Below are 21,652 nucleotides of genomic sequence, written 5' to 3'. Positions count from 1 at the left end.
GATTTGCGATCCAACAAGCGGTGAGGTGTTTCCACCAGCTACGGTTTTCGTAAGTGATAAATCAGCATTTATAGTTACAGGTGTAATGGTTACACTGTCATAATCATCTTCCGTCGCATCGCCATTATTAGGAGTCGAATCCGCGTCAGCAATATCGGAAGCTGATACTTCAGCGATGTTTGTATAATCACCAGTTGGGTTTACAGTTACTACGATTGATAAAGTTTCCGTAGCACCATTATTTACGATACCTGTGTTCCAAATGCCACTAGTCTCATCATAAGTTCCCGAAGAAATTATTGACGATACATAAGTAAATCCGCTAGGTAATAAATCAGTTACTTCAACCCCAGTAGCATCTTGCGGACCATCATTGGTCACTGCAATTTGGAAAGTGATCTCTGTTCCAACAAGCGGAGAAGTATTTCCTCCAGCAACAGTTTTAGTTAAAGATAAATCAGCATTTATAGTTACAGGCGTAATAGTCACGCTGTCATAGTCGTCTTCCGTCGGATCACCATTTCCAGGTGTCGAATCTGCATCAGCAATATCAGAAGCCGATACTTCAGCGATGTTAGTGTAATCACCAGCTGGGTTTATGATGGCTACAATAGAAAGTGTTTCTGTAGCACCATTTATAACCGTTCCTGTGTTCCAGATTCCACTAGTCTCATCATAAGTTCCCGAAGAAATGATAGACGATACATAAGTAAATCCAGTAGGTAATAAGTCTGTTACAGCTACTCCCGTCGCATCTTGCGGACCATCATTGGTCACTGCAATTTGGAAAGTGATCTCTGTTCCAACAAGCGGAGAAGTATTTCCACCAGCAACTGTTTTCGTAAGAGATAAATCAGCATTGATAGTGACAGGCGTAATGGTTACACTATCATAATCATCTTCAGTCGGATCACCATTCCCAGGTGTAGAATCCGCATCAGCTATATCAGAAGAAGATACTTCTGCGATGTTGGTATAATCACCAGCTGGGTTTACGATGGCTACGATAGAAAGTGTTTCCGTAGCACCATTTATAACCGTTCCTGTGTTCCAGATTCCACTAGTCTCATCATAAGTTCCCGAAGAAATGATAGATGATACATAAGTAAATCCGCTAGGTAATAAGTCCGTTACAGCTACTCCCGTTGCATCTTGCGGACCATCATTGGTCACGGCAATTTGGAAAGTGATTTGCGAACCAACAAGCGGCGAGGTGTTTCCACCGGCAACTGTTTTCGTAAGAGATAAATCAGCATTAATCGTGACAGGCGTAATAGTTACACTGTCATAATCATCTTCCGTCGGATCACCATTTCCAGGTGTCGAATCTGCATCAGCAATATCAGAAGCCGATACTTCAGCGATGTTAGTGTAATCACCAGCTGGGTTTATAGTAGCTACGATCGATAAAGTTTCCGTAGCACCGTTATTTACGATACCTGTGTTCCAGATTCCACTAGTTTCATCATAAGTTCCTGAAGAAATTATAGATGATACATAAGTAAATCCAGAAGGTAATAAATCCGTTACAGCAACGCCCGTGGCATCTTGCGGGCCAGCGTTAGTTACAGAAACTTGGAAAGCAACTTGAGATCCAACAAACGGAGAAGTGTTTCCATTTGACACAATTTTTGAAAGTGATAAATCCGCCATGTTTTGAACTGGCGTGATGGTTACACTAGCATAATCATCTTCCGTATCAATTCCGTTTCCAGGTGTTGAATCAGGATCTGTTATATCGGAAGCTGTTACTTCTACGATGTTTTCGAAGTTCCCTGTTTGGTTTACTAAAACATCAATAAGTAGGATTTCAGTAGCTCCAGTGGTTACGGTTCCAGGATTCCAGATTCCTGTATTTTGGTCGTAAAGTCCTTTAGAAGAGCTGTACGATACATAGTTAAAACCAGAAGGGAGTAAATCAGTGACTTCAACACCGCTAGCATCACTAGGGCCGCCGTTTGTTAAGGTGACTTGGAATGTGATTTGTGACCCTACCTGAGGTGATGTGTTACCTGTAGTTACCGTTTTAGTTACCGATAAGTCGGCAATCTCAGGTAGAGGTGTTACTAACACATTATCCTCGTCATCTTCACTTTGATCACCGTCGTCGTTTCCTGGAGTGGAGTCGGAGTCTCTAACATTACTAGCTGAAACTTCAGCTATGTTAAGGAATTCATTTGCTGCCCCGGTTGGTCGGTTTACAGTAGCATCAATCAGTAAAGTTTGTGAACCGCCACTTGCAATGATTCCGGTAGTCCATAATCCCGTAGTTGGATCGTAGGTTCCTGAGGTAGAACTGTATCGATTGTAACTAAAGCCAGCAGGGAGTACATCTGTAACTTCAACCCCTGTAGCAATATTTGGTCCGTCATTAGAAACTGTGATTTCGAAAGTGATTTGATCACCTACATTCGGACTCGTATTATTATTGACAACGGTTTTTGAAAGTGATAAATCGGCTATGATATCGGTTGGTGTTATGAGTACACTATCTTCATCATCCTCACTTTGATCGCCGTCATCATTTCCAGGTGTCGAATCACTATCAGCAACATCTGATGCCGAAACCTGAGCAATGTTTAAATATTCATTAGTGGTTCCAGTAGGCGCATTTACTAAGGCGTCAATTAAAAGCGTTTGGGAGTTACCACTTATAATAGGACCAACAATCCATAAACCAGTAGCAGGATTGTACGTTCCGGTAGTACTACTAAATACGACATAGTTAAACCCTGAAGGAAGAATATCGGTAACTTCTACACCGGTGGCCAGATTTGGTCCATCGTTAGAAACGACAATTTCGAAGGTGATTTGTGAACCTACGACAGGTGTGGTGTTTCCATTGACTACTGTTTTGGTAAGTGATAAATCGGCAGCAGCAGAAACAGGGGTTAAGCGTACACTATCTTCATCATCTTCACTTTGATCGCCATCATCATTTCCAGGAGTGGAATCAGGATCATTAATACTACTCGCAGAAACTTCAGCAACATTAAAATACTCATCTGTGGCTCCTGTAGGTGCATTAACAGTAGCGTCGATTAATAAGGTTTGTGCGTTGCCATTGGCTATAACGCCTACATGCCATAACCCTGTATTTGGGTTATAGGTTCCTGAAGTTGAATTAAATTGAGCATAACTAAAACCAGTAGGCAGTAGGTCTGTAACCTCCACACCAACTGCAGGATTCGGTCCGTCGTTAGAAACCGTAATCTGGAAGGTCACTTGCGATCCTATTAACGGTGATGAAATACCATTAACAACTTCTTTTGTTAGAGACAAGTCGGCTAAAGCAACCGTAGGGATTAATAAAATACTGTCTTGATCGTCTTCTAAAGCAACATTGTTACCTGGCGTTGAATCGCTATCAACTTGATCTGAAGCAGTTATTTCGGCAGTATTTAAATAGACTCCAGATGGTTTAACGCGAGCATCAATCAATAAGGATTCGGAATCACCGTTGGCAATACTGCCTAGTGTCCAAATTCCTGTAGTCATGTCGTAAGTTCCTGATGAGGTGCTGAAGGTATCAAACTCGTAACCCGAAGGTAGTAAATCGGTAACTTCTACACCGGTTGCATCTTGGGGCCCCGAATTGTTGACTGTAATAAGGAAGCTTACTATCGTCCCTTGTATTGGTGATGTGTTACCATTAACCACGGTTTTGGTAAGTGATAAATCGGCTACCACTTCAACTGGTGTGATGAGGACGCTATCTTGGTCGTCTTCGGTGTCAATACCATTTCCAGGTGTTGAATCTGGATCGGCAATATCTGAAGCGGTAACTTCAGCAATATTTAGGTAATCGCCAGTAGCATTTACAATGGCTAAAATGGTTAAGGTTTCACTGGTTCCAGTATTAACTAAACCTGTGTTCCAAACACCTGTTGTGTTATTGGAAGTTCCAGAAGTTGTAATGGCTGAAACAAATGTAAATCCGCTCGGTAGAACATCAGTCACTTCTACACCTGTTGCATTTTGTGGTCCATCGTTAGTCACCGCAATTTGGAAAACAATTTGAGAGCCCACTAAAGGCGATGTATTTCCGTTTGCTACCGTTTTAGTTAATGATAAATCCGCCATGTTTTGAACAGGAGTGATGGTGATATTATCCTCATCATCTTCACTTTGATCGCCATCATCATTTCCAGGAGTTGAATCTGGGTCTAACAGGTCGGAAGCGCTTACTTCAGCAATATTGGTGTAATCACCTGTGGTGTTTACAGTAACAATAATAGAAAGTGTTTCGGTTGTACCATTTAATACAGAGCCCGTATTCCAAATTCCAGAAACATCATTGTAGGTTCCAGAAGAGGCTACAGAAGACACATAAGTAAATCCGCTAGGTAATAAATCCGCCACTTGAACTCCGGTGGCATCTTGAGGACCATCATTAGTCACTGCAATTTGGAAGGTGATTTGTGATCCTACTTGAGGTGATGTATTTCCGTTAGCGACTGTTTTTACTAAGGATAAATCGGCCATAGGCACCACAGGAGTAGTTGTAACGCTGTCCTGATCATCTTCACTTTCGATGTGATTATTAGGGGTTGAGTCACTATCCGCGACATCTGAAGCTGTAACTTCTGCTGTATTAAGGTATGTTCCCGTAGCGTTAACTATGGCATCAATTAATAGTACTTCTGTTGTTGAAGCAACTATGGTGCCTACCGACCATAAGCCTGTGGTGTTATTGTATACGCCTTCCGTAGAACTATAGGAAACATAACTGTATCCTGATGGAAGTAAATCAACAACTTCAACGCCGGTTGCGTTTTGCGGACCATCATTAGTCAATCGAATTTCAAAAGTAATTTGTTCACCTATTAAAGGTGTGATATTATTGTTGACCACCGTTTTAGTTAAAGATAAATCGGCCATGTTTGGTGTAATAGTGACTGTATCTTCGTCATCATCAAAACCATCGCCATCACCATCTTCATCCACCGTTTCATCGGTAGTAGGATCACTGTCAGGGTCAAATTGGTTACTTGCTGTAATTTGAGCTACGTTGGTAAATTCACCTGCAGTACCTGTTGGCATGTTTACTGTAGCTTCATAGCTTAGTACGCGTGTGCCATTGTTTGCACCAATAATTAAGCCCGACCAGGTTGCCGTATTGCCACTTTGAGTGCCACCATTATTTACTGTGGTTAAGGTTAAACCTGAAGGTAAAACGTCTTCAACAGCAACGCCTGTGGCAATATTCGGACCAGCATTAACAACCGTTAAAGTGTAAATTACAGTATCACCAACATTCGGACTGGTATTGCTTACTGTTTTTGTGATGCTTAAATCGGCTTGTTGAATACTAATGTTTTCGGTGTCTTCATCATCATCGGCAATGCCGTCATTGTAATCATCGGTATCGAAGCTAGACCCCGAATCACTATCTGGATCAAATTGATCGCTAGCTGTAATTTCTACCGTGTTGAGGTATTCGTTGGTAGTTCCGGTTGGAGCGTTTACCGTAGCATCAAAAGTTAGCGTTACGGTATTATTTCCTACAGGCACTGTTAATCCTGTCCAGGTAATTTGATTTCCAGAATCTGTACCACCTCCACTAATATTAGCGATATTACTATAACCAACTGGAAGTACATCAAGTACCGATACATTGGTTGCGGTAACTGTTCCTGCATTACTAAGGTTTATGGTGAAAGTGATCGCGTCACCCACATTAGGGGTGTTATCATTTACGATTTTATTTATTGATAGATCAGCTGTTTGTGGTGTAATGGTGAAAGAGGTTTCATCATCTTCACTTTGATCACCATCATCATTATTTGGCGTACTATCAGGGTCAACTAGATTGCTTGAGGTTATTTGAGCCGTGTTGGTATAGTCATTAGCATTACCTGTTGGACTATTCACAATAACATCATAAGATAATATCAAGTTTGCACCATTGGTAAGGCTAAGATTATTCCAATTAATGGTATTGCCAATAAGGGTACCGCCAATATCAATAGTTCCTGCGGAAAGCGTATAACCTGCAGGTATAATGTCTTCCACCGATACACTGCTTACATCGTTAGGACCATTGTTAACAAGCGTTAATTCGAAAGTAACAGTATCACCTATATTAGGAGTAGCACTACTTGAAGCACTGATGTTTTTTGTTAATTCTAAATCGGCTTCTTCAATAACAAAGGTCGCATCGTCTTGATCGTCTTCACTAGCAATGTTGTTATTAGGTGTACTGTCAGGGTCGGTTAAGTCACTGGCGATAATTTGAGCGATATTGGTGTAATTTCCAGAATCATTTACAACAGCTTGGTAGGTAAGTGTTACCGAAAGACCGTTTGCAATACTCAAGTCATCCCATTCTATAGCATTATTTCCTACGAGGTAAACACCCGAATTAGAAATTGAACCAGGAACTAAATTGTAACCACTAGGTAGAACATCTTGCACATCAACTCCTGTAGCATTTCCTGTGCCTTGGTTTTCAACTAGAACGGTAAAGGTCACCGTGTCTCCAACCGATCCAGACATTGGAGCGATGGTTTTTGTAAGTTCAAGGTCGGCGACATCAAGTGTGATTTCAGCATTATCTTCATCATCTTCACTTTGGTCACCATCGTCGTTGTTTGGTGTACTATCAGGGTCTGCTTGATCACTGGTAGTAATTTCTGAAGTATTAAAATATGCATTCGTATTTCCTGAAGGCGCGTTTACACTAACTGTTATGTTTAAGGTTTCATCATCACCTGAAGGGATTGAACCTACATTCCAAATACCAGACGTAGCGTTGTAATTTCCTCCCCCATCGTCACTTTGATAGGTGTAACCAGAAGGAATATGTTCAAAAACTTGTACGTTAGTAGCTTCGTCAGGCCCCGAGTTAGTCACCGTTAATGTGAAAACAACGTTGTCACCCACACTGGCTACAGCGGTAGATATGCTTTTATCAAGTGATAAGTCTGCAGACTGAATGGTAATCTGTGCATTATCTTCATCATCTTCGCTTTGGTCACCATCATCGTTGTTAGGTGTACTATCACTATCAAAATTATCACTAGCTGTGATTTGAGCCGTGTTTAAATACGATCCTGATGCATTTACTGTCGCATCAAAAGTGAGGTTTAAAGTGGCACCGTTTGCGATGTTAAGATTGGTCCAGCTAATGGTTTGCGAAGCTAAATCATAGGTTCCACCATTGGAAACACTTCCCGATACCAAGCTGTAGCCTAGAGGTAAAACATCTTGAACAGCAACACCTGTAGCATCTGAGTTGGTTGTGTTGAAATTATCGTTAAAAACAGACAGCGTGAACGTTACAATATCACCCACATTAACACTAGAAGGCGATGCCGTTTTGGTTAGTTCTAAATCGGAATTAGCTAAAATGTTAATGATTACTTGATCGGAAACTGGCGTACAAGTACCATTTGAAATGGTCCATTCAAAAACATAAGTGCCTACCGTTGTTCCTGAAACTGCTGTATTTGGGTCATTTAAATCAATGAAACTAGCACTTGATGGTCCTGAAACTTGTGACCATACACCTGTACCTACTGTTGGAGCTATTGCAGCTAAAACGACATTAGAAAATTCTGGTAATGTTTGATCTGGGCCAGCATCGGTTATTCCGGGGTCGGAATAAATGAGCACTTCCATACTGTCTGAAGATGAACATCCGCCGCCGGTAGCCGTCCACGTGAATTCATAATTCCCTGGAGTTAGACCTAATACTAAACTATTCGGATTATTTGGGGCTGTAATGGTCGTTGGGTTTCCTGAAGTTTGTACCCAAGTCCCGGTTCCAACAGTTAATGGCGTAGCGTTTAAATAAAATTGTGTAACATCGCAGTACTCTTGGTCTAGACCAGCATCTGCCAGTGAAGGTGGGGTGCCTGTATACGTTAGGGTTACCGTATCCGACTGTGGTGCACAGGCACCAGTGGTTAGCGGACCAGAAGTAACAGTCCAAGTTAGGATGTAGACATCATCTAATCCGTCGTTTCCAGCATCATCAGGTATGTTTGATAAGGTGGTTTGTGGGTTATTCGGACTGTCAATAACTACTGCACCATTGGAAGGATCGTGACTCGGATCTGCAAACGACCATTCACCGATGCCCACAGTTGGAGCTGTAGCATCAAGTTGGGTGGTTTGTTGACAGGCTAGATCTTGATCTGGTCCAGCTTCAACAGGTCCAGGGACATCATAAACAGTGACCCTTACGATATCGGCATCATCAGTACAAAAATTACTTTGGAAATTCAGTTCGAAAACATAAATACCAGCAACAGTTAATCCTAAAACATCAGTACTTAAACTGTTGTCAGGTGCTGAAAAACTAGCATTTGCTCCTCCTGGCTGAGAGAGTACTCGCCATTCTGAGGTCACATCACTAGGAATAGAGGTATTCCCAGCAGTTAAAGTTACAAGAGTTTCTGTGATACAAATAGATTGATCTGGTCCAGCATCAGCATCTTCACTTGGTCCGTTGGAAACCGTTACCGTAGTTTGTTGTGAAGTGTTACAGGAACTTCCAGCCCCGGTGTAATTCGTTGTGTATTCAAAAACATAAGTATATCCAGGATCTACAAAAGCGTTAGCCGTATTACTGTCGCTTGGAGATTGCGTTGGGGTGTAAGGGCTGAGGTCTGTTACAGCGGTTGAGGTCGCTGTTTCCGTAGCCGAAACAATGCTCCATGTTCCTGTAGTTCCTGTAGTGGCTTCTAAAAATACACTAGAAACTTCACAAAGATTTTGATCGGCAATAGGTTGCAGTTGTTCAAATACATCAACGGTAACTTCATCGAAGGAATTTGGACATAAGGATGAGCTGCCTAATATGGTCCAACGAAACACATAGGATCCTGTAATTAAATTACTTACGTTGATAATGTTGTTGCTAGGGTCATCTATAGTTGGCGAGTTAGGACCAAAAATGACGGTCCAACTTCCTGTTTCTGTATTTGGATTTATGATAGGATCGGCTTCTATAGAAACCGTGGTTCCACATGAAGGCTGATTGACACTCGTAATATTGGCTGGCGTAGGTTCGATCCCAATTTCAATTTGAACTTGATCTGGCGTTGCAGCTGTGGTACAATTACCATAAGATACTACCCATTCAAAAACATAAGTGCCTTCGAATAAATTTGAAAAGGTTGCTGTAGGACTGTTAATATCATCCACAGTATAACCACCTAAGCCTGAAACTAAATTCCATGTTCCAATACCTCCCGAAGGCGCAGGATCGGTAGCATTCATCGTTACTGAAACACTTGAGCGGTCTAAACACAAACTTTGATCTGGACCAGCAGAACTTACAGCTGCAACATCAGCAACAACGACATTTACCGTATCGTTAGTTGTTGTTGCACAAGAGCTAGCGGCAATTGGTCTGAAGGCAATTTCCCATTGAAATTCATATTGTCCGTCTATTAAACCAGTTACTTCGGTGTTCGGATTGTTAGGGGCTGTAAAGGTTACTGTTGAAGGCCCTGATAGTTGAGACCAAGTTCCGATTTCATTTAAGTTAGACGTGTTAGCATCTAAGCTAGCGATGCTTGTCGTACCGGAAGTGAGGCAAATGTCGTTACCAGCATCAGCCGCTGAAGGCGATTCTTCAGAATTCGTTGAAATGACGACACTGCCCACAGCAGGAGGACCACAATCGGTAAACCTGTTTTCTATGGTCCATGTTAATGTATAGTCTGTATCTGGAGAGGAAAAGCCTGTCGCAATAGCATTAGGATCGTGAATATCTGAAAAAACAATACTAGGGTCGGAAGCAGTCCAAGTACCTTCCAATACAATTAAAGGTTCGTTAGCTGCCAATTGCAAAGGTGTATTTACACAAATATCGGGGTAGCTGCCAGGATCGGAAATGCCATTGTCTGCAGGTGACACATAAACCGTAGTTACCGAAGTCGCATCGGGAGAACATCCAACGCCTCCAGAAACGGTATATCTAAAAACGTAAATACCGTTAGCCATACCGGTAACGGTTGTGATTTGCGCATAAGGGTCGGTGATGTTAGCTATTACCGGCCCTGAAACTTGCGACCAAAATGAGGTTTCTCCAGGTTGAGTAACACTTCCTGCTAAAGTTCCATTGTCTTGTCCACAAATAAAAGCCTGGTTAGAACCAGCACTTGAACCAGAAGCAGGTTTTGAAATAAACACCGTGATTTCGGCATTAGCCACATTACAGCTTTGTGTTAAATTTCCAGAAGTTGATCGTCTAAAATTAACTTTGTAAGCACCAGGTACATCAAAATTATTTATGGTAACTGTACCGTTGGCGCCAGTGGTGTTTTCATAAGATGTAGGAAAGGAGATAGAAGAATCTGCCGGACCGCTAATAATACTGTATTCTGTTTTCGTTCCTCCAGAAGAAGTGTAAGGGACATCAACCGAGGTTTCTCCACAAGCAGCAACAATATCGTCTCCAGAGTTTACATCGATACTTACCGAACTGGCATTATATCTAACGTTAACCGTGGCATTCGTTTCACAACCTGTTACGTTATTTATAATGGTATATCTAAATTCATAAGATTCTGTAGATAATAATCCAGTAACAAGTGTTGTCGGGCTATTGGGATCTTTAATGTCAATATAAGGCGCTGCCGATGGTGCCGGTTGTATGAGTTCCCATAGAACAGTTTCGTTGGTAAAATTAGGATTCGATCCTGTTAATGTCGTTTCTGTAACACTAGGATCGCAAAAATGTTGGTTACTGTTTGCAACGGTAGCTTGAGTAACATCTTGAGTTGCTGGCGGTACAGTAATGGTTACCGTATCACTTCCATTAACACAGGTACCACTTACGTCCCATCTAAAAACATAAACACCTTCTATTAGTCCGCTAACATTGGTGTCATTTTGATTTGGATCAGCAATATTAGGTGTTGAAGGGCCACTTACAAAAGTCCAAGTTCCTATTTGGATATTAGGATCGGAACCTGCAAATGAGCCGTCTAAGTCTGTGTTTTCACTTACTGTATAACAATTTGATAAGGTTTGATCTGGACCAGCATCTACCGGTTCAACACCACCGTAATTGGTGATGGAAATTTCAGAAGTTGATTCACAAAAAGTTCCAGGTTGGTATTGAGGACCTGTAATGGTCCATCTTACTGTGGTTGTTCCAGCACTGCCTTCAGGCAATGTAATGGTTGAAGTAGGTGAGTTGGGTTGGTTTATAACGACACCTGCACTATTATTTCCTACAATCGACCAGTTGCCATCCTCACCCGAACCAGGGGTGTTACCACTAATAATGAGGGATCCTGAACTATCGGGGCATGATGCGATATCTGTACCAGCATCAGCCTCAGTTACAGGTTCAACGGTAATGGTGACCGTTTGTCTAGGGTGAGCCCCATTGAAGCAAAATGCCGAAAGCTCAAAGGTATAGCTATTTCCTCCTGTAAACCCTGTAATAATAGGATCGTCTATGGTGGGGTCACTAATTATTACCGATGGTCCAGATATTTGAGTCCAAACAGGAGTGTCAACATAAGTGTCTGGCGTTTCACCGTTTAACTGCATGACATCTTGAGCACAAATGGTTTGGTCAAGACCAGCATTTAGAGTACATGATTGTGCGTACGTAAAAGTGGCGCTTAAGCTTAAAAGGAAGGTTAAAAATGTTAACTTAATGGCATGGGTACCTCTTTTAGAATTTCTGCTAGGGTAGTTTTTTTGCATGTATTATAATTTAAGGGCATTGAGGGATTAAATAATAAAGTCAGACCTATATGTCTTTTGTTAGGATAAATTTAACAAATTTTTTTATAAAAAAGGCTATGGAGTGCTATAAGTGAGTAAGGTTAATATTTTGATAATGAATTGATTCTTGTTTAAAAAACATTCTTCTTTTTGATTTATAAAGTGTAACTAAAGGTTTTTAGAGGGTATATTTATATGTTAATTAAGTATGTTGGCTTGTAAGCTGTTGATTTTTAGAAATTTGTTTTTAGTTTGGTAAAGGCTTATAAAAAAGAAAAAGCCTGTAAATGATATTACAAGGCTTTTGGTATATATAAATAATCTATTTTCTTATTTTTTATGCTTCGATGTTTTCGTCTTGGCTCCTAAATACTCTTTTGTAGAGTCGCTAATCAATTGATTAAGTTCGCTAAATTCAGCTTCTGTGAGTTCGCGGTATTCACCAATAGGCATGTCTAATTTAATATTCATAATTCTAACACGCTTTAAGGTTTGTACTTCGTAATTGAGGTAGTCGCACATACGACGAATCTGACGGTTTAAACCTTGAGTTAGAATAATTTTGAATTTGTATGTGCTTAGTTTTTCAACATAACACTTTTTAGTAGTTTTATTTAAATCGGCAAGATGAATACCTCCAGCCATACGTTCTACAAAAGTTTGAGAAATAGGTTTGTCGACTGTAACGACATATTCTTTCTCGTGATTATTGCTCGCTCGAAGAATTTTATTGACGATATCGCCATCATCAGTTAACAGAATTAAGCCTTCACTGGGTTTATCTAATCTTCCAATAGGGAAAATACGTTTACCGTAGTTGATAAAGTCTATAATGTTATCTTTTTCAACTGAAGTGTCGGTGGTACAAACGATACCAACGGGTTTGTTAAACGCTAAGTAAACGAAACGCTCCTTGGTATTTTTAATGTTTTTTCCGTCTACAGCCACTTCATCAATAGGAGCTATTTTTGTGCCTTTTTCAGGGATGACACCATTAATGGTTACACGGCCAGCTTCAATGAGTTTGTCTGCTTCACGGCGTGAGCAATACCCCACTTCACTTAAAAATTTATTGATGCGCTTTAATTGTGGTTCTTCCATGGTACAAAAATACAATATAAACCCAAATTATGTATTAGGAATCGTAATGAGGGTTGAAATCCCAATAAAATCATGGCTTTTGAGATTGGGCCCTAGCATCGCTAAGGTGCATGAGTAAAGTCCAACGAAGTGCTTGATTTTGCAGGGTTTCAGGTCGTAATAGATTTTCTAAAGCATATTTTGGGTTAAACCTTTAAAAACTCTAAAATGTGCTGATATACAGCGTCCGATTTTAGTCGATGACCCAAACCTTGAGTTTTTATAAGTTCGGCATTTTTATAGTGCCGTTTAATATCTAAAGCTTCACGATAAGATATAATTTTATCTTTTTTGTCGTGAATAATGATGCCTTGTGTTTCGTTGTTTTTATAAAAGTTTTCAGCACAATAATAACTAGGTAAATGCTTAAAGTATTTTAAATAGTACGCATCGATAGCCTTTCGAACTTTTTTATTTAGACCCATAAAATCGGCGTAATTTTTAACCGAAATGGCTAAATTGGACGGCGCTCCTAGTAAAACATTTTTTTCAACCGAAGGTAAATTATGGTTTTCTTGGGCTATGATACTTGCCGTTGCCCCTATAGAATGGCCAATAATGACATTGGGTTTATAGGTTTTAACAACTTCACTAATACATTCCGAATACATCGGTGCATTAAATATTTTGTTACTAGAGTCCCCATGAGCAGGGGCATCTATAGCCAAGATGTTATAATCTTCTGCTTTAAGTAATGCGATTAAATCTTGCCATCGGAAGGCATTGCTTTCCCAACCATGGACCAGTAGGACCGTGTCTTTGGATCCGCCCCATAGGTAGGTTTTAATCTGGATGTCCTTATAGTTTACCGTATCGTGAACGGCTGTATTTAAAAAAGCACGTTGATCTTCGGTGATTTTACCTTTTTGTGGTGTTGAAAATAATTTAACAGCATATTTTGCTGCAAGTTTGGGTTGGAAATAACTTAATGCATTAATCGTTTTTCCTATAAGTTGAGGCGTTATTTTACTCATGTATTAATCTTCTCTATGCACTAAATCCATTGAAAAAGCAGGCGTGCAAATAGCGATGTACTCACAGGTTTCTTTAAAGGGATTTGAATATTGCACTCTGGTGTTTTTTTCAATTTTAATGGATTGTCCGGCTTCTAAGATGACAGTTTCATCTTCAATAATAAATTGTTTTTTGCCTTTGATGATAAAAGTGAATTCATCAAACTCTGGTGTTTGAAAAGGTTCACTCCAGCCAGCAGGGGCTACCATATGAGCGATACTTATATCCGAATTGCCATCGGAAGTTTTTCCAAAATGTTCTTTAATAATTTTGCCATCGGTTGTAGGAAGAACAAAAGGCATGTTTTGAAGCGTGTATTTTTTTCGAGACATCTGTTATGCTATTAACAACCATTTTAATGGTCTTTCATGGGCTTTTTCTTTATCATACCGCCTTTTAAATCCTTTACGATACCCATGATAATAAAAGCGTTTCTATCAATTTTATCAATTTCAGTTTGAAGTCTTGCCAATTCTAAACGGGTTACCACGGTGTAGATAATGTCTTTGTCGTAACTTTCGCCCGAACTTCCAAAACCACCTTTTCCAGCGTAAATGGTGCAAGCGCGTTGAAGTTTCTGGGTAAGCATAATGCGTAAATCCTCGTGCTTATTGGAAATGATAGTAACCCCAACATATTCTTCAACCCCGTCTACTACAAAATCTACCGTTTTTGCTGCCGCCATATAAGTTAAAATCGCATACAGCGCGGTTTCTATAGACAGTAAATAGGCACCTACTGAAAAGATGACGATATTAATTAATAATAAAACATCACCAATGGTAAGGGATAATTTTCGTCCGAGGAAAATAGCTAAAACTTCGGTGCCGTCAATAACACTGCCGCCTCTCATCGACATTCCGATACCTAAACCAAGGAAGAAACCACCAAATACAGCGATTAAAAGTTTGTCTTCTGTGACTGTGGGGTATTCAACAAAATGAACCACAAAGGCCAACATGGCAATCGCAATAATGCTTTTTAAGGCAAACTTCATACCTATGGTTCTGGCTGCCAAAATTATAAATGGTAAGTTGACAATAACCAGGAGTATGCCCAGTTGAAGAGACGTTACGTGCTCTAGCAATAGGGAAATACCTGTAGCACCACCATCGATAAATTTATTGGGCAGTAAAAAACCTTTTAACCCAAAACCCGCTGAAAATACACCAAGAATTATAAAAATATATTCTTTAATTGCATGAGTAAATTCAACTTGTAAAATTCTTACTAACGGGACAATATCCCTTTTAGAAATAGGTTTGTCAGCGCTCGTTTTTTTTAATTTCTTTCGAGCAATGTCTACTATAAGTTTAGATAAGAATGGGTTCATTTACAGTGGTTTAATTATCCCAATTTAGAAAAAAGTATTTTACTTTAGCATTGTCTGGAATATGTGTTGGTTCAAATTTTAAATTCATATCAAATCTTAAATTTGAAGGTAATTCAGCTTTGTCAATTGTAAAACCAGCATTAATTTCATTAACAGTAATCAAAACAGAATTAATTAAGTTACTAATTTTTGAAATTTTATATTGGCTATGAATATCTTTAAAAGTACTTATTGAAGATATGTTTTTGTCTGTTTTGTAACGAGGATCTATGACCTGAACACTTGAAATTACTGAAGTAGAATCCAAAGCAAATTTAGGTGTTAGTTTAAGCAGTTTTTTTCCACCTTTTTCAAAGATCTCAATGTTGTCGATATTACCCAAAAATTCATCACCAGCGATAAATTTAACAATCGAATCGTTAGGGAAAACGCTATTTAAGTCTTTTACTTGAGTAGAATCTGTAAGCAAACCAATGTGTTGTTTAGAGATCTCAAAAGGGTTTTGTGTTTTGCTACAGCTTGATAATAATAATGTTAAGGCTATTCCGCCGAATAAAAGTTTACGCATTAGGTATAATTAAGGTTAGTAATTTTCAGTGGTCAAATATCGGTTTATTTTTTCATGACTTTAGTTAAAATTCCAAAAACACTTCTAATAAATGTAGCGCTCGTAAGAACTTTCACAATAGGGTTCATGGCCGTGCTTCGAGAACGGGTGCTTCTAGATCGTTTTTTTGATGCCGCTTTTTCTAGTGCTTCTTGCTCTTTTTGTGCTTTTTCTTTGAGTTCATCGGCTTCAGCTTGTTTTATTTTGTCATTCAGCAATTCGTAAGCACTCTCACGATCGATGGTTTCATTATATTTTTTTACCAACTTAGAGTTTGACTGAAGTGCTTTTAATTCTTCATCCGTTAATATATCCATACGACTCATTGGGGCACGCATCATCGTGGCAGCCAATGGTGTTGGTCGTCCTTTTTCATCTAATGCCGAAACTAAAGCTTCTCCAATGCCGAGGGAAGTGAGGATTTCTTCGGTGTCATAATATTCAGAATCGGGATAGTTTTGGGCTGTTAATTTAATGGCTTTTCTGTCTTTTGCTGTAAAGGCTCTTAGGGCATGCTGAATTTTTAAGCCAAGCTGACTTAAAACATCTTCAGGAACATCGGTTGGGTTTTGGGTAACGAAGTACAAGCCAACCCCTTTACTACGGATGAGTTTTACAATACTTTCAATTTGATTTAATAAGGCTTTGGAAGCTTCATCAAAAATCAAGTGCGCTTCGTCAATAAAAATGATAAGTTCGGGTTGGTCACTATCACCCTGTTCTGGAAAGGTAGAATAAATTTCAGCCAGAAGGCTTAACATAAAAGTTGAAAATAGTTTTGGACGATCCTGAATGTCGGTTAGCCTAATGATGTTTATATAGGCACGGTCGTTCTCGTCAATACGCAGTAAGTCTTGGGTGTCAAAGGAGGTTTCTCCAAAAAATAAATCGGCACCTTGCTGTTCCAATTCTACAATTTTTCTTAGGATGGCTCCTGTTGAAGACGTCGAAATTCTGCCATAAGCTTCGTTAAACTCATCTTTACCTTCTTGGGTGGCATATTGGAGTATTTTCTTAAAATCTTTTAAATCTAAAAGGGGAAGTTTGTTATTGTCGCAGTACTGAAAAATAACAGAAACGATACCCGATTGGGTTTCCGATAAATCTAAAATTCGCGATAATAATACAGGGCCAAATTCGCTAACGGTGGCTCTAAGTCGTACGCCGTTTTGTTCCGAAAGGGTTAATAATTCTACAGGAAAAGCGCTAGGTTCGAAAGGTAAACCTATCTTTTCGTGGCGTTCGGTTATTTTAGCATGTCCCGGACTGGGTTGTGCCAATCCGCTTAAATCGCCCTTAATATCCATGAGTAAAACAGGAATGCCTTTGTTGCTTAGATTCTCTGCAAGCACCTGAAGGGTTTTTGTTTTCCCGGTACCTGTAGCTCCAGCAATTAAACCATGTCGGTTTAAGGTCTTTAAAGGAATTTTTACATGGGCTCCTGTAATGGTTTCTCCATCTAACATGGCAGCGCCAATTGGTATATAATCGCCTTTTGTTGTATAGCCCTCGGTTATGTATTTAAAAAAAGAGTCTTTGCTGCTCATGGATTATGTTTTTGTTTAAATCAGTTCTTAAAAATACACGAAATAAAAAGAATGAAAAAATTAGTTTACCATGCTCTAAAAGGCCATTTATTGAGCTGAATTAATTTGAAATCTAAAAGCAAGAATTTGAAATAAGTAATATGTATCTTTGCAGCTTATGAAAGAAGAGATAAAATCACAGGTTGATAAAGGGGAAATGCTGCCTTTAATGGAAGAGTTTTATACCATTCAAGGGGAAGGTTTCCATAAAGGAACGGCAGCTTATTTTATTCGTGTTGGTGGTTGCGATGTAGGTTGCCATTGGTGTGATGTTAAAGAAAGCTGGAATGCCGAGTTACATCCTCCAACCGAAACCGCTAAAATTGTTGAAAACGCAGCAAAATATAGTGATACCATTGTAGTCACTGGAGGAGAGCCTTTAACCTGGGATATGACCCCGCTTACTACGCAATTAAAAGCTAAAGGATTGCAAGTGCATATTGAAACTTCGGGTGCATATAAATTAACCGGTGTTTGGGATTGGATTTGTTTATCTCCAAAAAAAATGAAGCTGCCAACGCAAGAGGTTTACGACAATGCCAATGAGTTAAAAGTGATTGTTTATAACAAGGATGATTTTCGCTTCGCGGAAGAACAAGCGGCAAAAGTGAATAAAAATTGTATCTTGTACCTACAACCGGAGTGGAGTAAACGCGATAAAGTAGTGCCTGAAATAGTGGATTATGTGATGGCTAATCCGAAATGGAAAGTATCGCTACAAACTCATAAATATTTGAACATCCCTTAAAAAAGTAACTCATGAAACTCTTACGTTTTGGTCGTGATTTTAAACCAGATGAAAAAGTTATCCTAAGAGATTATTTAGCTATTGAACGTACCCGTTTGGCAAATGAACGTACCTTATTATCTTACATTAGGTCATCTTTGTACTTGCTCATTGGAGCTTTTGCCTTTTTTGAATTAAAAGGCTATCCGAATTTTAAATACTTTGCCTTAGTGTGTTTGGTGTTTTGTATCCTCTTTTTAGTGATAGGAGTGATGCGTTTTAGACTGCTGAAGAAAAGCTTGAAAAAGCTGTACTATATGTCTGAAGAAGCTAAAGATAAATAGGTGTTAGGCTATATGCTTTAACGTAAAGTATATAGCCTAAATCCTATAACTTATTTTGTAAAAGGAACAGAAACTCTTGTTTTGTCCCAAGCTAAAAACAGCGTTCCTTTTTCATCAAAAGCCATTGAAAAAGCTTCAACAGCATCATTTGCAGTAGAAACATCAGCTTTAACACGCACCACATCATTGGCTTCATTATAAGCGTAAGCACCCCACACATTAATATCTTTACTTAATATGATGGTCCAAGTTTTTTCTCCAGGAATGGTAAACAAAGAATATTCACCTGCTTTTATAGCTTTTCCGTCAATTTTCATGTCTTTATACAAAGTAATCACCGGCGCTTCGTTAGCTCCTGTTCTCCATACTTTATCGTTTGGTGCCAATTTACTTAACTCGCGACCTTTAAGTTGTGGGCGGCTATAAACCACTTTCATGAGTTTGTTTGGTTCTTTGTTGCTAGTTGGATAGGCCGTAACGTCTAACGGACTCTTGTCTAATTTCGCGAATTTTTGAGCATTCACGTTAGTAGATAAAAATAATAAGCATGCCAAAGCAAGGCTTGAAATAAAAGTTGAGTTTTTCATAATGAAATTTTAAGATTTAAGATTTTAAAGTTAAAGGGAAATATTCTTAATGATATGGTAAATGTCGGATTTAGATGTTAAAGTTTATGAGTGAATAGCTGCAAACCGCCTATATCAAATGTTAGCCACTTCGTTTCGTAGTTATAATTACATAATATATTAAATGGCATCATGTTATTTTAGGATATTATAAAGATATAGGTTATTTTAATAAGAAATTTTCGCTCCCAATGATAAGTCCTGAATTACCTAAAAATGAATACGAAAGGCAGTTAGCAGTTAATAAATATCAGCTATTAGATACCTTGCCAGAGGAAAGTTACGATAATATTACGGCTTTGATGGCTTATATATGCGAGGTTCCCATCTCATTAGTGTCTTTATTAGACAGAGATCGTAATTTTTTGAAATCGCATCATGGTGTGCCATTTAATGAATCGCCTAGGAATGTGTCATTTTGTGGGCATGCTATTAATTCTGATGATGTGATAACCATCATCGAAGATTCACGGGAGGATATTCGTTTTCATGATAACCCTTTAGTAATAGATTTTCAAGCGATTTTCTATGCAGGTGTTCCAGTCGTTAATACCGATGGTTATAAATTAGGAACCCTTTGTGTTTATGATACCAAGCCGAGAAGGCTAACAGAAGAGCAGAAAAATGCTTTAATAGTCATGGCCAAGCAAGTTGCTCATTTATTCGAGCAGCGGTTTCAAAACATAAAACTGATGCAGCTTCAGGAAAATTTAAAGAAAAGGAATGACAACTTAAAAAAGTTTGCCAGGGTGGTATCCCACGATCTTAAATCGCCATTATCCAATATTATTTCATTAACCGAATTGCTAGAAAGCAAAAATCAGGACGCTTTAGACGAAGATTCTCAGCAATATTTGGAATACCTCAAGACCTCTTCATATACATTAAAAAATTACATCGATGGCTTATTAAAATTTTATAATAATGATGAAATACTAAGCAAGCAAAATGAAGCCATTTTAGTTGATGATATTCTAACCGAATTGAAACAGATTACCAATCTAGATCATACGGTATCTTTTCATCTAGAAGGAAATGTCACGGAAATAAAAACAAATAAATCAGCTTTAATGCAGGTTTTGGTGAATTTAGTAACGAATTCGATAAAGTATAATAAAAAGCCAAAAACAGAAATTACCATTACAATTTCGGAAACAGAAACAGAATATTTGTTTTCTGTAGCAGATAATGGCGATGGGATTCCTGACAAGTTCATTTCTAAAATCTTTAATCTATTTAGCATTGCGGGTTCCGAAGATAAATATGGTAATATAGGCACAGGTATCGGTCTGGCTACAGTAAAGAATCTTATAGATAATCTAGGTGGAGAAATAAGTGTGTCCTCTGAAATGGGCCAAGGAAGTACTTTTTCCTTTTCTATTCTGAAGCATTATAGCCCTAATTAGAAGTTGAGCATATTTTTTATGTCATGATTCTGATTTTTTAATCCACGAGTTCATGGAAAATGCTTATGATTTCAAGTTTTCAAGCATTTGAAATTGTTCATCCATAAGTTTTGATCTTTTCGCTTCCGAATCTTCATTTTCTAACGCTGTTTCAATTTCGAAGAATTTATTAGTGAAATCATCAAATGTCTTGGTGGTTGTAAAGTCTTTCAACCATATCGTAAAATCATGGAGTTCTTCTTGATCTTTAGAATATTCTAAGTTTTCTGCGATGCTTGAATATTCCCAATTGGCATTTTCGGAATTATCTAAATGAATTAATTCATTGCCTAAAAACACATCAATTATAAATCGATTGCAGCAAAAAGTTTCTAAAGCCTTTTTTTCAGCATCTTTAATCTTTTTCCTTTTGAAAAGCGTTATTGTCCACTCAAATAGAAAAATTGGATAGCAAGAGTCTTCGGGGAAGTTTTTATTAAACCAATTAAAATAGCGTAAAGCGCCCGTATAATCGTTTATTTTTAAATATAACGCAGGCGGTAAATATCTAAGGCCTCGACCGTCATGATAGTAGCCACCCCAATGTTTTTTATCAGCAGCAAGCTCCTTTTTAATTTTTTTAATTTTATTTTGAATCCTTTCTGCTTGTTTTGGGGTCATTGTTTTAGGTTGGTTTAATTTACAGTCAAAGCTGTGTAAAGTATTTTATTCAAAGGCTATTTCTTGAGTTTTATTTACTATTTCAGCCCCTGATTCCAGAGAGATTATAACCGTAAATAAAGATCTATCTGGAATATTGTCATATTCTGACATGTCCACTTGAAATCCATCCAGCCAATCTTCCCGAATTTCAAATTTACTACATTTATTTTTATTGAAACGATAGGGTCTAAAGTGATATACTCATCCATAGGACAATCACAATCACTCATTGCATATGCCGATGTAAATCCAAATGAGCTTATATTCCATATTGGTTTTGAATATGAAATTTGATTTAATTCAAATTGTATAGAAACTGTTAATCCGAAAGCATTTTTATAAGCAGAATTTAATACTTCTGTATTTTGAAATCCAGAAGTATCCCAATCTTATAAATCCAAATCATTGTACGTTTTTTCAAATGTATTTATTGGGTCGCAATCACAAGAACAACAAGAAGTTGCAATAGA

Annotated in this window: 12 protein-coding genes; 3 read left to right on the top strand and 9 right to left on the bottom strand. The window is 38.5% G+C overall.

Annotation, left to right across the window (positions count from 1 at the left end):
- The 7 genes from A6I66_RS13835 to A6I66_RS13805 form a co-directional block, all read right to left on the bottom strand.
- Nucleotides 1-11,676, bottom strand: an 11,676-nt coding sequence (locus A6I66_RS13835) for a DUF11 domain-containing protein (RefSeq protein ID WP_067150552.1), incomplete at its 3' end; no start/stop codon positions are given.
- A gap of 351 nt (nucleotides 11,677-12,027) precedes the next feature.
- Complete coding sequence (locus tag A6I66_RS13830; protein ID WP_067150549.1) at nucleotides 12,028-12,798, bottom strand: pseudouridine synthase; 771 nt, start codon at nucleotides 12,796-12,798, stop codon at nucleotides 12,028-12,030.
- A 185-nt stretch (nucleotides 12,799-12,983) separates the two neighbouring features.
- Complete coding sequence (locus A6I66_RS13825) at nucleotides 12,984-13,811, bottom strand: alpha/beta fold hydrolase (RefSeq protein ID WP_067150546.1); 828 nt, start codon at nucleotides 13,809-13,811, stop codon at nucleotides 12,984-12,986.
- 3 nt (nucleotides 13,812-13,814) lie between these two features.
- Nucleotides 13,815-14,183, bottom strand: coding sequence for a cupin domain-containing protein (locus tag A6I66_RS13820; protein WP_067150544.1), 369 nt, complete (start codon nucleotides 14,181-14,183; stop codon nucleotides 13,815-13,817).
- A gap of 23 nt (nucleotides 14,184-14,206) precedes the next feature.
- The gene (locus A6I66_RS13815) at nucleotides 14,207-15,184 is read right to left on the bottom strand and encodes a YitT family protein (RefSeq protein ID WP_067150541.1); all 978 of its coding nucleotides are present in this window, start codon (nucleotides 15,182-15,184) and stop codon (nucleotides 14,207-14,209) included.
- A gap of 10 nt (nucleotides 15,185-15,194) precedes the next feature.
- Nucleotides 15,195-15,752 (bottom strand): hypothetical protein, encoded by a 558-nt coding sequence (locus A6I66_RS13810; RefSeq protein ID WP_067150538.1) that lies wholly within the window; start codon nucleotides 15,750-15,752, stop codon nucleotides 15,195-15,197.
- A gap of 44 nt (nucleotides 15,753-15,796) precedes the next feature.
- The gene (locus A6I66_RS13805; protein ID WP_067150535.1) at nucleotides 15,797-17,338 is read right to left on the bottom strand and encodes a helicase HerA-like domain-containing protein; all 1,542 of its coding nucleotides are present in this window, start codon (nucleotides 17,336-17,338) and stop codon (nucleotides 15,797-15,799) included.
- A gap of 157 nt (nucleotides 17,339-17,495) precedes the next feature.
- On the opposite strand from A6I66_RS13805, the gene A6I66_RS13800 reads away from it, so the two are divergent.
- Together A6I66_RS13800 and A6I66_RS13795 are read left to right on the top strand one after the other, a co-directional pair.
- Entirely contained in the window at nucleotides 17,496-18,125 is a 630-nt protein-coding gene (locus A6I66_RS13800; RefSeq protein WP_067150532.1) for a 7-carboxy-7-deazaguanine synthase QueE, read from the top strand.
- An 11-nt stretch (nucleotides 18,126-18,136) separates the two neighbouring features.
- Complete coding sequence (locus tag A6I66_RS13795) at nucleotides 18,137-18,448, top strand: DUF202 domain-containing protein (RefSeq protein WP_067150529.1); 312 nt, start codon at nucleotides 18,137-18,139, stop codon at nucleotides 18,446-18,448.
- A gap of 50 nt (nucleotides 18,449-18,498) precedes the next feature.
- Here the strand turns inward: A6I66_RS13795 and A6I66_RS13790 are convergent, their stop codons facing one another.
- Complete coding sequence (locus A6I66_RS13790) at nucleotides 18,499-19,035, bottom strand: DUF2911 domain-containing protein (protein WP_067150526.1); 537 nt, start codon at nucleotides 19,033-19,035, stop codon at nucleotides 18,499-18,501.
- Between the two features lie 230 nt (nucleotides 19,036-19,265).
- Between A6I66_RS13790 and A6I66_RS13785 the strand changes: the two genes are divergently transcribed.
- The gene (locus tag A6I66_RS13785) at nucleotides 19,266-20,480 is read left to right on the top strand and encodes a sensor histidine kinase (RefSeq protein WP_067150522.1); all 1,215 of its coding nucleotides are present in this window, start codon (nucleotides 19,266-19,268) and stop codon (nucleotides 20,478-20,480) included.
- 63 nt (nucleotides 20,481-20,543) lie between these two features.
- Here A6I66_RS13785 and A6I66_RS13780 read toward each other — a convergent pair whose 3' ends face one another.
- Nucleotides 20,544-21,140, bottom strand: coding sequence for a hypothetical protein (locus A6I66_RS13780; RefSeq protein WP_067150519.1), 597 nt, complete (start codon nucleotides 21,138-21,140; stop codon nucleotides 20,544-20,546).
- Nucleotides 21,141-21,652 lie beyond the last annotated feature (512 nt).

It is taken from the genome of Pseudotamlana agarivorans (assembly GCF_001642835.1).
Taxonomy (GTDB): Bacteria; Bacteroidota; Bacteroidia; order Flavobacteriales; family Flavobacteriaceae; genus Pseudotamlana; species Pseudotamlana agarivorans.
The sequence above is the reverse complement of the archived record's forward strand: the minus strand, read 5'-3'. Positions and strand labels throughout refer to the sequence as shown.

What these genes read in the sequence shown, in the direction of transcription:
- A6I66_RS13830 (WP_067150549.1), bottom strand. Translation starts at nt 12,798, where the DNA reads ATGGAAGAACCACAATTAAAGCGCATCAATAAATTTTTAAGTGAAGTG.
- A6I66_RS13825 (WP_067150546.1), bottom strand. Translation starts at nt 13,811, where the DNA reads ATGAGTAAAATAACGCCTCAACTTATAGGAAAAACGATTAATGCATTA.
- A6I66_RS13820 (WP_067150544.1), bottom strand. Translation starts at nt 14,183, where the DNA reads ATGTCTCGAAAAAAATACACGCTTCAAAACATGCCTTTTGTTCTTCCT.
- A6I66_RS13815 (WP_067150541.1), bottom strand. Translation starts at nt 15,184, where the DNA reads ATGAACCCATTCTTATCTAAACTTATAGTAGACATTGCTCGAAAGAAA.
- A6I66_RS13810 (WP_067150538.1), bottom strand. Translation starts at nt 15,752, where the DNA reads ATGCGTAAACTTTTATTCGGCGGAATAGCCTTAACATTATTATTATCA.
- A6I66_RS13805 (WP_067150535.1), bottom strand. Translation starts at nt 17,338, where the DNA reads ATGAGCAGCAAAGACTCTTTTTTTAAATACATAACCGAGGGCTATACA.
- A6I66_RS13800 (WP_067150532.1), top strand. Translation starts at nt 17,496, where the DNA reads ATGAAAGAAGAGATAAAATCACAGGTTGATAAAGGGGAAATGCTGCCT.
- A6I66_RS13795 (WP_067150529.1), top strand. Translation starts at nt 18,137, where the DNA reads ATGAAACTCTTACGTTTTGGTCGTGATTTTAAACCAGATGAAAAAGTT.
- A6I66_RS13790 (WP_067150526.1), bottom strand. Translation starts at nt 19,035, where the DNA reads ATGAAAAACTCAACTTTTATTTCAAGCCTTGCTTTGGCATGCTTATTA.
- A6I66_RS13785 (WP_067150522.1), top strand. Translation starts at nt 19,266, where the DNA reads ATGATAAGTCCTGAATTACCTAAAAATGAATACGAAAGGCAGTTAGCA.
- A6I66_RS13780 (WP_067150519.1), bottom strand. Translation starts at nt 21,140, where the DNA reads ATGACCCCAAAACAAGCAGAAAGGATTCAAAATAAAATTAAAAAAATT.